This window comes from Rhizobium laguerreae (assembly GCF_019778565.1).
GTDB classification, from domain to species: domain Bacteria; phylum Pseudomonadota; class Alphaproteobacteria; order Rhizobiales; family Rhizobiaceae; genus Rhizobium; species Rhizobium laguerreae.
On the sequence record NZ_JAAXQT010000005.1, the window covers coordinates 65,517 to 80,845 of the forward strand.

Here is a 15,329-nt window from a genome sequence, read left to right on the forward strand (position 1 = left end):
AAATAAAACCGTCACTCAACTGACACATCGGCCGCATTTATAATGGTAAAACAACGCAGCCCGCGCCACGGCCAGACCGACGGTGCGGATTGCTTCTGCGTTCGAGGTGCAAGAGGATGCGGCGGCGCTAAAGCGGCAATACCTCGGCTGCAAGCTCCTCCGCCGTCAGCCCCTTGCCGGCGCGTTGGCCGGCCTCGCCGTGCAGCCAGACGCCGGCAGCGGCGGCCTCGAAGACCGGCAGGCCCTGGGCGAGCAAGCCGCCGATGATGCCGGCAAGCACGTCGCCGGAACCGGCGGTGGCAAGCCAGACGGGAGCGTTGGTATTGATGAGCGCACGTCCATCGGGTGCTGCGATAACGGTATCGGCGCCTTTGTAAATGATCGCGGCATTGGCGCGGCGGGCGGCGGCCACAGCCTTATCCACCTTTCCGAGCGCATCATCGCTGCCGATATCGGGAAAGAGCCGCGCGAATTCGCCCTCGTGCGGTGTCAGCACCAGACGCGGCTCACCCCGGAAAAGATCGAACAGCTGTTGCGGATCATCCTTGAACGAGGAGATGCCGTCGGCATCGAGCACCAGATGACGATCGGCAAGGGCCGAGACGAAGCCGCGCGCCCTGGCGCCGATGCCGAAACCGGGGCCGAGGACGAAGGTCTGCAGCCGCTTGTCGGAGAGCCAGTCGCCGAGGTCGGCCTCGTCGTCGATGGCATGCAGCATGACGGCGGTCAGATGCGCGGCATTGGCGGCCATTGCCGCGCGGGGGGCGGCGATCGTCACCAAGCCGGCGCCGGCCTTCAGGCCCGAGATCGCCGACATGCGCGCCGCACCCGTCTTGTCGGCCTCGCCTGAGAAGACGACCAGATGACCGCGCTTGTATTTGTGGGTTTCCAACTGCTCGGCCGGCAGCGCACTCTTCCAGGCATCCGGCCTGTTCTCGGCAATGATACCGCCTGCCTCGGCGCGGATGATGCGGGCGGGGATACCGATGTCGAAGACCTCCAATTCACCGCAAAGCTCCCTGCCCGGCATCAGCAGATGGCCGGGCTTGCGGGTCATGAAGGTGATGGTGTTGCAGGCCCGGAAGGCGGCACCCAGCACCTTGCCGGTGCGGCCATCGAGGCCGGAGGGCAGATCGATGGCGAGCACGGGAATAGCGACCTCGGTGACGCCCTCGATCAGCGCGCACACATCGGCCGACACCGCGCGGCCAAGCCCTGCCCCGAACAGACCATCAATGACGACGTCGCCGGTTTCCGGCCGATAGAGGCCGAGTTCCTGTCCACTGAGCGCGCAGCCCATGCGGGCGCGGGCGGCATCACCCTTCAACCTCAAGGGATCGCCGAGGTGGAAGAGCGCCACCTTCGCCCCGCTCTCCTGCAGATGACGGGCTGCGACATAGGCATCGCCGCCATTGTTGCCGGGTCCGCAGAGTATGACGAAACGCAACGCTCCGGGATGAAGGCGCAGAGCAGCAGCTGCGACCGCGGCACCTGCCCTCTCCATCAGGCCAAAAGAGTCGATGCCGGATGCGGCAGCGGCCGCGTCGACGGCGGCCATTTCGGCAGGAGTGAGAAGAAGGTCGGACAGATGTTTGCTCATCATCCTATTCAAATCAAAAAACGCCTAAAAAACAACCGTCTGAAATACCAAAGAGAAGGACTCAATTTAGGCATTTGCCTACATTTTCATCTCAACGTGACGCGTATTCGCAGTTGCGAAAATACATGAGTTTTTCCGTTTCCGATGGGATTTTGATCGGGAGACGATGTTTTTCCATCTGGCCGTCGCCAAAACCACACAGAATTCCCTACAAACTCGCCGGTTTTGGCAGAATCGACGTCTTTTTTCGACAGGATGGATTTCAAACTGGCACGATATCTGCATCATATCCCGCGAGCGGGAAAATTCCTGCCATAACAAGAGAAGCGGAGAGACATTTTCTCATGAAAAAGATCGAAGCGATCATTAAGCCTTTCAAGCTGGACGAAGTGAAGGAAGCCCTTCAGGAAGTTGGCCTGCAGGGTATCACGGTCACGGAAGCCAAGGGTTTCGGCCGTCAGAAAGGCCACACGGAACTCTACCGTGGAGCCGAATACGTCGTCGATTTCCTGCCGAAGGTCAAAGTCGAGGTCGTATTGGCCGACGAGAACGCGGAGGCCGTTATCGATGCGATCCGTAAGGCGGCGCAGACCGGCCGAATCGGCGACGGAAAGATCTTCGTCTCCAATGTCGAAGAGGTTATCCGCATCCGAACCGGCGAGACCGGTATCGATGCCATCTGACCACTTTGCCAATCGCGCAAAGTCCGTTACCGTCACCGCCGACCTACACCGTCATCGCAAATCGGAGGAAACTACTTAATGGCGACCGCAAGCGAAATTCTGAAGCAGATCAAGGAGAACGACGTAAAGTTCGTCGATCTGCGTTTCACCGACCCGAAGGGCAAGTTGCAGCATGTGACGATGGACGTTGTCTGCGTCGATGAAGACATGTTCGCTGATGGCGTGATGTTCGACGGCTCGTCGATCGGCGGCTGGAAGGCCATCAACGAGTCCGACATGGTGCTGATGCCCGATACCGAAACGGTGCATATGGACCCATTCTTCGCCCAGTCGACCATGGTTATCGTCTGCGACATCCTCGATCCGGTTTCCGGCGAGGCCTACAACCGCGATCCACGCGGCACTGCCAAGAAGGCCGAAGCCTACCTCAAGGCATCCGGCATCGGCGATACGGTCTTCGTCGGCCCGGAAGCCGAATTCTTCGTTTTCGACGACGTCAAGTACAAGGCCGATCCCTACAATACCGGCTTCAAGCTCGATTCGACCGAACTTCCGTCGAACGACGATACCGATTACGAAACAGGCAACCTCGGCCATCGCCCGCGCGTCAAGGGCGGCTATTTCCCGGTTCCCCCCGTCGATAGCGCCCAGGACATGCGTTCGGAAATGCTGACGGTGCTCTCCGAAATGGGCGTCGTCGTCGAAAAGCATCACCATGAAGTCGCGGCCGCCCAGCACGAACTCGGCATCAAGTTCGATACGCTGGTGCGCAACGCCGACAAGATGCAGATCTACAAATACGTCGTGCACCAGGTGGCCAACGCCTACGGCAAGACGGCGACCTTCATGCCGAAGCCGATCTTCGGCGACAATGGCTCGGGCATGCATGTGCACCAATCGATCTGGAAGGGCGGCAAGCCGACCTTTGCCGGCGACGAATATGCCGGCCTTTCCGAGAGCTGCCTGTTCTATATCGGCGGCATCATCAAGCATGCCAAGGCGATCAACGCCTTCACCAATCCGTCGACGAACTCCTACAAGCGCCTCGTCCCGGGTTACGAAGCCCCTGTGCTGCTGGCCTATTCGGCCCGCAACCGCTCGGCTTCCTGCCGCATTCCGTTCGGCTCCAACCCGAAGGCCAAGCGCGTCGAAGTCCGTTTCCCGGATCCGACCGCCAACCCCTATCTCGCCTTTGCCGCCATGCTGATGGCCGGCCTCGACGGCATCAAGAACAAGATCCATCCCGGCAAGGCCATGGACAAGGATCTCTACGACCTGCCGCCGAAGGAATTGAAGAAGATCCCGACCGTCTGCGGCTCGTTGCGCGAAGCACTCGAAAGCCTCGACAAGGACCGCAAGTTCCTGACGGCCGGCGGCGTCTTCGACGACGATCAGATCGATGCCTTCATCGAGCTGAAGATGGCTGAGGTGATGCGTTTCGAAATGACGCCGCATCCGGTCGAATACGATATGTACTATTCGGCCTGATCGGCCGCAAACACAGAAAGTCCCGGCCCGCCGGGGCTCTCGCCTCCCAGGTCATGGACGCCACTACGGCGCCGCGCGTCTATCAGACGCGCAAAGGACGCTGTAGAACTTGGAGTGCTGCATAATTTTGTCCTTAAATCGGTTCCGATTTAAGGAGTTATGCAGAAGGAGGATATGACGTTCATGTGACGAACTCGCGCACAAATCTTGATTTGCGCGGCACCAATCACCAAATTTGGTGATGAAAGGAAGTCGTACCATGAAAGAAAGAGTAGCAAAGTTCAGTATCGGCGAAGTGGTTCGGCACAAGGTTTTTCCGTTTCGCGGCGTCATCTTCGACGTTGATCCGGAGTTCGCGAATACGGAGGAATGGTGGAATTCCATTCCCGCCGAGGTGCGTCCGAGCAGGGACCAGCCCTTCTATCACCTGCTCGCCGAGAATGACGAAAGCGAATATGTCGCTTACGTCTCCGAGCAAAACCTGACGAACGACGAAAGCGGTACGCCGCTTCGCAACCCGCAGATCTACCAGATTTTCGATCAGGCCCCGTCAGGGCAGTTCAAACCCAAGATGAGCTTCGCCCACTAACCCACTCGTGCCGATCGTTGAATCAAGGCCTCGCTTCTCCCGGCGAGGCCTTTTCTTTGCGAAACAAAAAACCCGGCGCGAAGCCGGGTTTCTGTTTCAAAGAAAGTGGCAGGATTACTGCGCCTTGGCTGCCTTCTGGGCGTCTTCCAACTTCTTGCGGGCTTCTTCGGCCTTCTTCTGCATGCCTTCCTGGAGGCTGCGCTGGCTTTCGGCGAGCTTGGATTCGGAAACCGGTTCGCCGTCGTAAGCGCCGGTGAAGCCTTCAAGCGAAATCTTGATCGGGTTCGGGGCGCGGCGGAAGTTGATCGAAGTGAAGATCACGTCGCTGCCCTTCTTGAGGCTGGCGATCATCGCGTCGGTCAGCGGAATTTCGGCGGTGCACTTGTCCGGCAGGCAGACGGCGTAATCGAGCTTCTGGCCCTTGCCGCCGTCGATCTGCATGATGACGCCGGGAGGAACGAGGCGTGCCGTGGGAACCGAGACCTGCAGGAGCTTGCGGTTGATCTTGCCGGAAACCGAGATCAGGCCGACGGCCGTGACGAGCTGGCCGCCATTGGCGAGGATCAGGTTCTGGACAACACAGATGTCGTTGTCTTCCTGCTTGCTGCAGGTCTTGTACCAGCCGAGCTTCGGCGCTCCTGCGGCCTGTGCCGGGGCATCGGCCGGAGCCTGTGCCGCCGCATCCTGTGCGAAGGAGGAGACCGGAGCCGAAGCGCCGAACACCACTGCCAGAACGGACAGTGCTGCCCGCATTTTCTTTTCAGACTTGAACATCATAACGAATTCCGTCTCCTGATATCCGTTCGGGGCAGCGGTTTGCCGCCCCAACCATCGGGTCGTTCGGCACTCCACCTCTTAAAAAAATAAGGCAAATGCATGACCCCTAAACTTCGGGTTCACCTGTTACATCGCAGCGTTCAAGATATCCAGCTTTTCTTTGGCAATTTGAGGTGCATTTCGTCGCGAAGCCAAAGAAATCGCCGATCCGTGTTGGAATCGGTCGACCCCATGATAATCTTGGCGTGAATCATGCCCCGTTTTTCACGGCTCAAGGATTGCCGAATGCTCCGGATCGTCGTCCCCCTCGTCCTCTCGCTGCTGCTGTGCGGCACTGTCGCTGCCGAGCCGCTGCACGGCATCGCGATGCACGGCGAGCCGGCCTTGCCGGCCGACTACAAACACTTCCCTTACGTCAATCCCGACGTGAAAAAGGGCGGCAAGATCACCTATGGCGTGGTCGGCACCTTCGACAACCTCAACCCGTTCATCCTCAAGAGCATGCGCACGACGGCGCGCGGCATGTGGGATCCTGATTATGGCAATCTCGTCTACGAATCGCTGATGCAGCGCTCCAGGGACGAGCCCTTCACGCTCTACGGCCTGCTGGCCGAGACGGTGGAATGGGACGACGACCGGAGCTTCATCCAGTTCAACCTCAATCCGAAGGCGAAATGGGCCGATGGCCAGCCGGTGACGCCCGAGGATGTGATGTTCACATTCGAGCTGATGCGCGACAAGGGCCGCGTGCCCTTTGCCAACCGCCTCAACGTCGTCGCCAAGATGGAGAAGGTCGGCGAACACAGCGTGCGCTTCACCTTCAACGACAAGGCCGACCGCGAGACGCCGCTGATCTTCGGCCTGTTCCCGGTGCTGCCGAGACATGCGATCGATCCGGCAACCTTCGACCGGTCGTCGCTGACGGCGCCGGTCGGCTCCGGTCCCTACAAGGTGAAGACGGTGAAGCCCGGCGAGAGCATCACCTATGAGCGCGATCCGAATTACTGGGGCAAGGACATTCCTGCCAAGGTCGGCACCGACAATTACGACCAGATCACCGTCCAGTATTTCCTGCAGGACACAACGCTGTTCGAGGCCTTCAAGAAGGGCGATGTCGACATCTATCCCGACGGCAATCCCGGTCATTGGGCCAATGCCTATAATTTCCCCGCCGTCACCTCGGGGGTTGTGGTCAAGGACGTGTTCACACCGAAACTGCCGAGCGGCATGCTCGGATTCGTGTTCAACACGCGCCGGCCGATCTTCGCCGATCCCAAGGTGCGCGAAGGTCTGTCGCTGGTGTTCGACTTCGAATGGGCGAACAAGAACCTTTATTCCGGCGCCTATAAACGCACGCAGAGCTTCTGGCAGAATTCCGAGCTGTCGAGTTTCGGCGTTCCCGCCAACGCGGCCGAGCTTGCCCTGCTCGGGCCGATCAAGGACAAGATCGCGCCGGAGATTCTCGACGGCACCTACAAGCTGCCGGTCACCGACGGTTCCGGCCGCGACCGCAATGTGCTGAAACAGGCCGTCGAGCAGTTGAAACAGGGCGGCTATACGATCCAGGGCGGGAAGATGAACGACGCCTCCGGCCGCCAGCTCGCCTTCGAGATCATGACGCAGAATGCCGACCAGGAGAAGCTCGCCCTCGCCTATCAGCGTTCGCTGCAGACGATCGGCATCGCCGTTTCGATCCGCACCGTCGACGATTCGCAGTATCAGAGCCGGACGAACAGCTTCGACTACGACATGATCATGAAGTCCTACACGTCCTCGCTGTCGCCCGGAAACGAACAGCTCGGCCGCTGGTCTTCGGCCGCCAAGACCCGCGAGGGCAGCGACAGTTTCGCGGGCGCTGCCGACCCGGATCTCGATGCGTTGATCGATCACCTGCTCCGGGCGCGCACGGCCGAGGATTTCACCGCGGCGGTGCGCTCCTACGACCGGCTGCTGCTGTCCAGCCATTACGTGCTGCCGCTCTATCATATGGGTCAGCAATGGGTGGCGCGTAGCAAACGCATCGGCCATCCCGACGCGGTGCCGCTCTATGGCTATCAGCTGCCGCTATGGTGGGATACGAGCGCCCAATAAGAAGCAGCCGAACCGCCCCGGCTTAAATGTCTCCCCTGGAGACGCACAGAATAAGGAAAATCATCATGGAGCGTATCACCATCGACGTCGTCTCGGATGTCGTCTGCCCCTGGTGCTATCTCGGCAAGGCGCGGCTGGACCTCGCCATCGCCGAGGTGCAAGACGAGATCGGCGTCGACATCAACTGGCGGCCGTACCGGCTCAATCCCGACTATCCGAAGGAGGGCGTCGACCAGAAGAAGGCGCTGGCTGAGAAGCTCGGCGGCGAGGAGCGCGTGGCGCAGGCGCACAAGATGCTCACCGATTACGGCCGCGAAGTCGGTGTCGCCTTCAATTTCGAAGCGATCAAGATCGGCCCGAACACGCTCGATGCGCATCGGCTGATCCACTGGGCGATGATCGAAGGCCGCGAGAAGCAGGACAAGGTTGTTGCCGCGCTGTTCAAGGCGAATTTCGAGGAAGGCCGCAATGTCGGCGACCATGCTGTGCTGCTCGATATCGCCGAAAAATCGGGCCTCGACCGCTCGGTCATCACCTCACTTCTTGCCTCCGATGCCGACCGCGATCTGATCGTCGCCGAGATCAAGGCGGCCCAGGAGATGGGAGTCAACGGCGTGCCCTTCTTCATCTTCGACCAGCAATATGCCGTCAGCGGCGCGCAGACGCCCGACGTTCTCGCCAATGCGTTGCGCGACATCGCCAAGGCGAAAGCCGAGGCGCGGTCGGGCATGAACTAACGCTGCCGGCTCCAGGTTCAGCCCAGAACCGGAACGCAGCGCACATCAGTCTTCACCGAATTTGCAATGAAGCATTCGCCGTGAGCGCGATCGTGTAGAGCTTCCAGCTCGCTCAGCGAGGGCTGCTTTTCGCCGCTGAAGACGACATGCGGACGGAGGGTCACTACGGTCATGGCGAGGCGGCCTTCGGCATTCTTCTCCATGATGCCCTCGGCGGCATCGGTGTAGCTGTCGACGCAAAAGCGCTGTTTGGCGGCGATCGACAGGAACCAGAGCATGTGGCAGCTGGAGAGCGAGGCGACGAAAGCTTCCTCCGGATCGACGGCATCTTCGGCGGAATGGGGCAGCGGAACGACATGCGAGGAGGAAGACGCCCGCACCTCGACGCCACCGTCGAAGGTCCAGCGGTGGACGCGGCTGTAGCGGTTGTCGGTGAAGGTCTCGCCGTTGCGCTGCCAGGCAATCGTTGCGCCGTATGTTGCCATCCTTGTCTCCTTTTTCCACACAATTCCGGACGCAAAACTGCGGCACAGTTTTGCTGGAATTGCTCTATTTCGCAAATTCAGCCAGCTGCGTCATGATGACGGCAGCGCCCTGCAGGCGTTTTTCCGGCGTCGGCAGGTCGCGGGTCAGGAACAGGCTGTGGTCGGGGCGGATCTTCGCCATCGTGCCCTGCTTGCCGATATAACCGACGAGGTTTGCCGGGTTGGGGAATTCCTTGTTGCGGAACTGCACGACGACGCCCTTCGGGCCGGCATCGAGCTTTTCGACATTGGCGGTGCGGCAGAGCGACTTGATGTAGACGATCTTCAGCAGGTGCTGAACTTCGATCGGCATCGGGCCGAAGCGGTCGATCATCTCGGCGCCGAAGCCGTCGATCTCCTTGAGTTCGGTGATTTCGCCAAGGCGGCGGTAGAGCGCCATGCGCAGATGCAGGTCGGGAACGTAAGTTTCCGGGATCATCACCGTCGTGCCGACGGAGATCTGCGGCGACCAGCCGGTGTCGTGGATCTCGTCGACACCCTTGACCTCGGCGACCGCCTCTTCCAGCATCTGCTGGTAAAGCTCGAAGCCGACCTCCTTGATATGGCCGGACTGCTCCTCGCCGAGCAGATTGCCGGCGCCGCGGATATCGAGATCGTGGCTTGCCAACTGGAAGCCGGCACCGAGCGTATCCAGCGACTGCAGCACCTTGAGGCGGCGTTCGGCGGTGGCCGTCAGCACCTTATTAACAGGCAGGGTGAAGAGCGCAAAAGCGCGCACCTTCGAGCGGCCGACGCGGCCGCGCAGCTGATAGAGCTGGGCAAGGCCGAACATGTCGGCGCGGTGGACGATCAGCGTATTGGCGGTGGGTACGTCGAGGCCGGATTCGACGATGGTGGTCGACAACAGCACGTCGTAACGGCCTTCGTAGAAAGCGTTCATGATGTCTTCGAGTTCGCCGGCCGGCATCTGGCCATGTGCGACGGCGACCTTCAGTTCCGGCAAATCCGACTGCAGGAAGGCATGCACGTCCTCGAGATCGGCAAGCCTTGGGCAGACATAGAAGCTTTGGCCGCCGCGATAATGCTCGCGCATCAGCGTCTCGCGGATGACCAGGCTGTCAAAAGGCGAAATGAAGGTGCGCACCGCCATGCGGTCGACCGGCGGGGTGGTGATCAGCGACAATTCGCGCACACCGGTCATGGCGAGCTGCAGGGTGCGCGGGATCGGCGTTGCCGACAGCGTCAGCACGTGCACGTCGCTCTTCAATTCCTTCAGCCGCTCCTTGTGCTTGACGCCGAAATGCTGTTCCTCGTCGATGACGAGCAGACCGAGATTGGCGAATTTGATGCCGGCGCCGAGCAGCGCATGGGTGCCGACGACGATATCGGTCTTGCCTTCCGCCACTTCCTTCTTGGTCAGCGCCAGTTCCTTGGCGCCGACGAGGCGCGAGGCCTGCTGGATGCGCACCGGCAGACCACGGAAACGGTCGGAGAAGGTCTTGAAATGCTGGCGGGAAAGCAGTGTCGTCGGCACGACGACGGCGACCTGGGCGCCGTTCATCGCCGCGACGAAGGCAGCGCGCAGCGCTACTTCGGTCTTGCCGAAGCCGACGTCGCCACAGACGAGGCGGTCCATCGGCCGGCCGGCACCGAGATCGGAGCGCACGGCTTCGATGGCGTTTTCCTGGTCCTCGGTCTCGTCATAGGGGAAGCGGGCAGCGAATTCGTCGTAAAGGCCTTCCGGCGTCGTCAGCATCGGCGCATGGCGCGTCAGGCGCTCGGCGGCGATGCGGATCAGCGCATCGGCCATGTCGAGCAGGCGCTTCTTGAGCTTGGCCTTGCGCATCTGCCAGGCGCCGCCACCGAGCTTGTCGAGCTGGGCTTCGGTGCCCTCGCCGCCGTAACGCGAGAGAAGATCGATGTTTTCGACCGGCAGGAAGAGCTTGGCCTCGTCGGCATATTGCAGTTCGAGGCAGGCATGCGGCGCACCTGCGGCCTCGATGGTCCTCAGCCCGATGAAGCGGCCGATGCCATGTTCGGCGTGGACGACGATCGAGCCCTCATCGAGGCCCGCGACTTCCGAGATGAAATCGGCGGCGCGCTTGCGGCGCTTGGAGCGGCGCACCATGCGGTCGCCGAGGATGTCCTGCTCGCCGATGACGACGAGGTCGCCGGCCTCGAAGCCGGCTTCGAGACTGAGTACGGCAGCAGCAGCCTCACCTCTCGCCAGCGAGCCGACATCCTTCAGCGCCTCGATCGGCTTGACCTTTTCCAGGCCATGTTCGTTCAACACCTGCAGCAGGCGCTCCAGCGAGCCTTCGGTCCAGGCGGTGACGAGCACTTTCGCGCCGGCAGCGCGCCGGTCGGCAATATGCTTGACGACGACGTCGAAGATGTTAATGCGTTCGGCATCGCCGCCGCCTTCGGCGTTCGAGCGAGCCCAGCGCTGGCCCTGGCGAGCGTCGACATTGACGACCCGCCTTGCCTCGCCCTCATGCTCGTTGAAGGGGCTGATGCGGATCGCGCCGAGAGCGTCGAGGGTTTTGCCGAAAAGCTTGCTGTCGAGATAGAGCTGGCCCGGCGTCACCGGCTTGTAGGGCGTGCCCTGCGTCATCCCCTTGGCCGGCTGGCCGGAGTTCAGGCGGGCATCGTAATAGTCGAAAACGAGCTTGGAGCGCTCTTCGGCTGCTTCACGTACCGTATGGTCGATGACGATCCGGAAGCCGCTCAAATAATCGAAGACGGTATCGAGCTTCTCGTAGAAAAGCGGCAGCCAGTGCTCCATGCCGGGGTAACGGCGGCCTTCGGAGACGGCGAGATAGAGCGCGTCGTCGCGTGTGGTCGCGCCGAAAGCGGAGAGGTAATTCTTGCGGAAACGGCTGATCGTATCGGGCGTCAGCGTCACCTCGCTCATCGGATTGAGATCGAGGGAACGCACCTGCCCGATCGTGCGCTGGCTGGCCGGATCGAAGGAGCGGATGCTTTCCAGCGTGTCGCCGAAGAAATCGAGGCGGACCGGCTCTTCGGAACCCGGCACGAAGACATCGAGAATGCCGCCGCGCACCGCATATTCGCCGACTTCGCGAACGGTGGCGACTCGCTCGAAGCCATTGCGCTCCAGGCGGCCGGCGAGATCGTCCATGCGCAGCTGGTTGCCGGGGCGAGCCGAAAAGCTCAGGCTTTCGATGACATCCTGCGGCGCCACCTTCTGCAGCATGGCATTGGCGGTGACGAGCACGATTGCCGCATGCGGCTTCTTGCGATGGGCGATGAGGCCGCCGAGTGCAGCCAGCCGGCGAGCCGAGGTGTCGGCGCTCGGCGAGACGCGGTCATAGGGCAGACAGTCCCAGGCCGGCAAGGTGAGAACCGGAATGTCGGGGGCGACGAAGCTCAGCATCTGTTCGAGATCAGCCATGCGGTGGCCGTCGGACATGACATAGGCGACCGGCTCTCCCGTTCGGGCGAGCTCGGCGAGCAGCAGCGTTTCAAGACCTGCCGGCACATTGCCGATCGTCAGCGGCTCGGCAATGGCCGCAAGCTTCTTCGCATCGAAACCAGGGATCATTCCGGCGTCCTGAGGGGCTTGTCAAAATCGGGCTTGTAGGCGGCGATGCGGGCAAACATCGGTGTCTGGAAACGCTCGGGCACCGGCCATGTTCCCATGACCCAGCGGACGAGATCATTGTCCTCTTCGGCCATGATCGTCTCGAACTCGTCGAGCTCGGCTTCCGACAGCATCGCGATCTCGGCCTCGGCGAACTGGCCGAAGACCAGATCCATTTCGCGCAGCCCGCGATGCCAACAGCGGAAAAGGATCCGGCGGCGGCGCGGGTCGAGACCGGCACTCGTGAGCGTGACACCTGTCATGGCATTACCTTCCTGTTGATGCGCCTCTATAGACCCTGGAAAGCGGCTTGTCAGCCTTGCCAAGGCCGCATTGTTTATCGCATTTTGGCCGAATGCGCCCCGCCATTCTCGATCCTCTGTTTTCACCCATTTCGGGCCTTCCCGGCGTCGGCCCGAAGATCGCCGACCTGCTGGTCAAGCTGCTCGGGCGCGAGACGCTGGAGGATTGCCGGGTCATCGACCTGCTCTTCCACGCGCCTTTTTCGCTGATCGACCGGCGCAACCAGCCGGGCATCGCCCGCGCGCCGCAGGGTGCGATCGTGACGATCACGGCGCGCGTCGACCGCCACCAGGTGCCGCCGGGCGGCAAAAGCAATATCCCTTACCGCGTCTTCCTGCATGACGAGACCGGCGAACTGACGCTGGTGTTCTTCCGTGGACAGGCGGCATGGCTGGAGAAGCAACTGCCTGTTGACGCGGAGGTGACGGTCAGCGGCAAGATCGACTGGTTCAACGGCCGCGCCTCGATGGTGCATCCCGATTATATCGTCAGGGCTGACGAGGCGGAGAGCCTGCCGCTGGTCGAGCCGATCTATCCGCTGACGGCGGGACTTTCGCCGAAGACGCTGCGCAAGATCATCGACGCCGGCCTGCCGCGTTTTCCCGAGCTGCCGGAATGGATCGATCTGGCGCTGACGGAGAAGCAAGGCCTGCCGTCGATCCGCGACAGTTTCCACATGCTGCACGAGCCGCACGATCCTGGGGATATCGACCCGCAGGCCCCTGCCCGGCGGCGGCTTGCCTATGACGAGTTCCTCGCCGGCCAGCTGTCGCTGAGCCTGGTGCGGCAAAGGCTGCGCAAGGTAGCGGGCCAGCCGGTGCATGCCACCGGCGCCATCAGCAGCAAGATCCTGAAGACCTTGCCCTTCTCGCTGACCGGCAGCCAGAACGAGGCGATCGCCGAGGTTTTGAAGGATATGGCCGGCAACGAGCGCATGCTGCGGCTGCTGCAGGGCGATGTCGGTTCCGGCAAGACGCTGGTGGCGCTGATGGCGATGGCGGCGGTGATCGAGAGCGGCGGCCAGGCCGTGCTGATGGCGCCGACCGAAATTCTGGCGCGGCAGCACCATGCAACGATCTCGAAATTCGCCGTCTCCGCCGGGCTCGGCATCGAGGTGCTGACCGGGCGCACCAAGGGACGCGAACGGGAGGAAATCCTGGAGCGAATCGCCTCGGGTGCTGCCCAGATCATCATCGGCACGCATGCGCTGTTCCAGGACAGCGTCGCCTACCCCAATCTGATGCTTGCCGTCGTCGACGAGCAGCACCGTTTCGGCGTGCATCAGCGCCTGCGGCTGACCGCCAAGGGCCTCTCGCCGCATATGCTTGTCATGACGGCGACGCCGATCCCGCGCACGCTGGTGCTTGCCGCCTTCGGCGATATGGACGTCTCCAAGCTCACCGAGAAACCGGCCGGCCGCAAGCCGATCCAGACGATCACCGTGCCGATGGAACGGACCGGTGAAATCGTCGGGCGGCTACAAAGCGCGATCGCCGAGGGCAAAAAGGCCTACTGGATCTGCCCGCTGGTCGAGGAGTCCGAAGAGCTCGACCTGATGTCGGCCGAGGAGCGGCATGCGACGCTGGTCGCAGCACTTGGGCCGGGCATCGGTCTCATCCACGGTCGCATGAGCGGGCCGGAGAAGGACGCAGCGATGATGGCGTTCAAGAACGGCGAGACCCGGCTGCTTGTCGCCACGACCGTCGTCGAGGTCGGTGTCGACGTGCCGGACGCGACGATCATGGTGATCGAACATGCCGAGCGTTTCGGCCTGGCGCAATTGCATCAGCTGCGCGGCCGCGTCGGGCGCGGCGACGAGGCCTCGACCTGCATCCTGCTCTACAAGGGGCCGCTCGGCGAGACCGGCCATGCCAGGCTCTCGATCATGCGGGAGACGGAGGACGGCTTCCGTATTGCCGAGGAGGATCTGAAGCTGCGCGGTGAAGGCGAGTTGCTCGGCACACGGCAATCCGGCACGCCGGGCTTTCGCATCGCCAGCCTTGAGGCGCATGCCGACCTGTTGGAGATCGCCCGCAAGGATGCGGCTTACCTGATCGAGCGGGATCCGGAATTGACCACGGAGAGGGGAACGGCGATCCGCACCCTGCTCTATCTTTTCCGCCGCGACGAGGCGATCGGGTTCTTGAGAGCGGGTTAAAGCGCCCCGAGGCGCGCTTTAAGTCTTTGTTCTATGCATGTCGTCATCCCAAAACTGCCGAACACTTTTGGGCGACATGCATCATTCAGCCTTGGAAACCGCCACCGGCTTCGGCCGCGGCAAATGCTTCTGCTTCGGCTCCGGCTGCGGGGTTTCAGGAGCCACCAGACCGCCCGAAATCAGGAACTTGGCGGCATCCTCCGGCGACATGTCGAGCAAGACGATCTTCTCACGCGGAACGAAGACGAGGAAACCAGCCGTCGGCACCGGCGTCGGCGGCAGGAAGACCGCCACCATATCCTGGCCCATGGCATTGAACTTCGACGCGATTTCACCTTTGGCGTCGGTGGCGACGAAAACCAGTGCCCAGAGACCGGGACTTGGATATTCGATGAGGCCGACTTTTTTGAAGGAGTTGGACTGCTCCTTCAGCACGGTTTCGAAAATCTGCTTCACGCTTCTGTAGATCGTCCGCACCAGCGGCATGCGTTGGACGATCGATTCGCCGAAACCGACGATGCTCTGGCCGATGAGGTTCTTGCCGAGAAAGCCGACGACAGTGATCAGCACGACGGCAGTCAACAGGCCGAAACCGGGAATGGCAAAATTGAGATAGCTTTCCGGATTCCAGCGTGCCGGAATATAGGGCCTGACCCAGCTGTCCGACCAATGGATGAAGGTCCAGGTCAGCCAGATGGTAATCGCGATCGGGGCGCAGATGATCAGTCCTGCGAGAAAATTATTCCTCAGCCGCGTCGCGACCGGCATTCTGGGGGTGTTGTCGGCCATCGTTTCCTGATGAACTCCATATCAG

The 15,329-nt window shown here is 61.6% G+C and carries 12 protein-coding genes; 6 read left to right on the top strand and 6 right to left on the bottom strand.

Annotated features, from left to right (window positions below):
- Window positions 1-127 precede the first annotated feature (127 nt).
- Window positions 128-1,600: an NAD(P)H-hydrate dehydratase gene (locus tag HFO71_RS16765; RefSeq protein WP_168258385.1), complete on the bottom strand. Its 1,473-nt coding sequence runs from the start codon at window positions 1,598-1,600 to the stop codon at window positions 128-130.
- Window positions 1,601-1,944: 344 nt separating this feature from the next.
- Between HFO71_RS16765 and HFO71_RS16770 the strand changes: the two genes are divergently transcribed.
- The 3 genes from HFO71_RS16770 (at window position 1,945) to hspQ (ending at window position 4,360) form a co-directional block, all read left to right on the top strand.
- A complete protein-coding gene (locus HFO71_RS16770) occupies window positions 1,945-2,283 on the top strand; it encodes a P-II family nitrogen regulator (RefSeq protein WP_003539626.1) in 339 nt (112 codons plus the stop codon).
- Between the two features lie 78 nt (window positions 2,284-2,361).
- Window positions 2,362-3,771, top strand: coding sequence for a type I glutamate--ammonia ligase (gene glnA / locus HFO71_RS16775; RefSeq protein ID WP_011651961.1), 1,410 nt, complete (start codon window positions 2,362-2,364; stop codon window positions 3,769-3,771).
- Between the two features lie 259 nt (window positions 3,772-4,030).
- On the top strand, window positions 4,031-4,360 hold the full coding sequence (hspQ, locus tag HFO71_RS16780; protein ID WP_020049907.1) for a heat shock protein HspQ: 330 nt from the start codon (window positions 4,031-4,033) through the stop codon (window positions 4,358-4,360).
- A gap of 114 nt (window positions 4,361-4,474) precedes the next feature.
- On the opposite strand, the gene HFO71_RS16785 is transcribed toward hspQ, so the two are convergent.
- On the bottom strand, window positions 4,475-5,137 hold the full coding sequence (locus HFO71_RS16785; protein WP_020049906.1) for an invasion associated locus B family protein: 663 nt from the start codon (window positions 5,135-5,137) through the stop codon (window positions 4,475-4,477).
- A gap of 285 nt (window positions 5,138-5,422) precedes the next feature.
- On the opposite strand from HFO71_RS16785, the gene HFO71_RS16790 reads away from it, so the two are divergent.
- Both HFO71_RS16790 and HFO71_RS16795 read left to right on the top strand, forming a co-directional pair.
- Window positions 5,423-7,228 carry an extracellular solute-binding protein gene (locus HFO71_RS16790; protein ID WP_170269561.1) on the top strand — a complete coding sequence of 602 codons (1,806 nt, stop codon included), beginning with the start codon at window positions 5,423-5,425 and terminating at the stop codon, window positions 7,226-7,228.
- Between the two features lie 65 nt (window positions 7,229-7,293).
- Window positions 7,294-7,965 (top strand): DsbA family oxidoreductase, encoded by a 672-nt coding sequence (locus tag HFO71_RS16795; protein WP_077981015.1) that lies wholly within the window; start codon window positions 7,294-7,296, stop codon window positions 7,963-7,965.
- Window positions 7,966-7,982: 17 nt separating this feature from the next.
- Here HFO71_RS16795 and HFO71_RS16800 read toward each other — a convergent pair whose 3' ends face one another.
- From HFO71_RS16800 to HFO71_RS16810, 3 genes are all read right to left on the bottom strand, one after another.
- Window positions 7,983-8,450, bottom strand: a complete 468-nt coding sequence (locus HFO71_RS16800; protein ID WP_077981016.1) for an OsmC family protein — start codon at window positions 8,448-8,450, stop codon at window positions 7,983-7,985.
- A gap of 64 nt (window positions 8,451-8,514) precedes the next feature.
- Window positions 8,515-12,015, bottom strand: a complete 3,501-nt coding sequence (gene mfd, locus HFO71_RS16805; protein WP_077981017.1) for a transcription-repair coupling factor — start codon at window positions 12,013-12,015, stop codon at window positions 8,515-8,517.
- Window positions 12,012-12,317, bottom strand: coding sequence for an FAD assembly factor SdhE (locus HFO71_RS16810; RefSeq protein ID WP_003539598.1), 306 nt, complete (start codon window positions 12,315-12,317; stop codon window positions 12,012-12,014). Before HFO71_RS16810 ends, mfd begins: the two co-directional genes overlap by 4 nt.
- Window positions 12,318-12,409: 92 nt before the next feature.
- Between HFO71_RS16810 and recG the strand changes: the two genes are divergently transcribed.
- Window positions 12,410-14,515: an ATP-dependent DNA helicase RecG gene (gene recG / locus HFO71_RS16815; RefSeq protein ID WP_168258383.1), complete on the top strand. Its 2,106-nt coding sequence runs from the start codon at window positions 12,410-12,412 to the stop codon at window positions 14,513-14,515.
- 81 nt (window positions 14,516-14,596) lie between these two features.
- Here the strand turns inward: recG and HFO71_RS16820 are convergent, their stop codons facing one another.
- Window positions 14,597-15,304: a DUF502 domain-containing protein gene (locus tag HFO71_RS16820; RefSeq protein ID WP_025394528.1), complete on the bottom strand. Its 708-nt coding sequence runs from the start codon at window positions 15,302-15,304 to the stop codon at window positions 14,597-14,599.
- Between the last annotated feature and the right edge of the window lie 25 nt (window positions 15,305-15,329).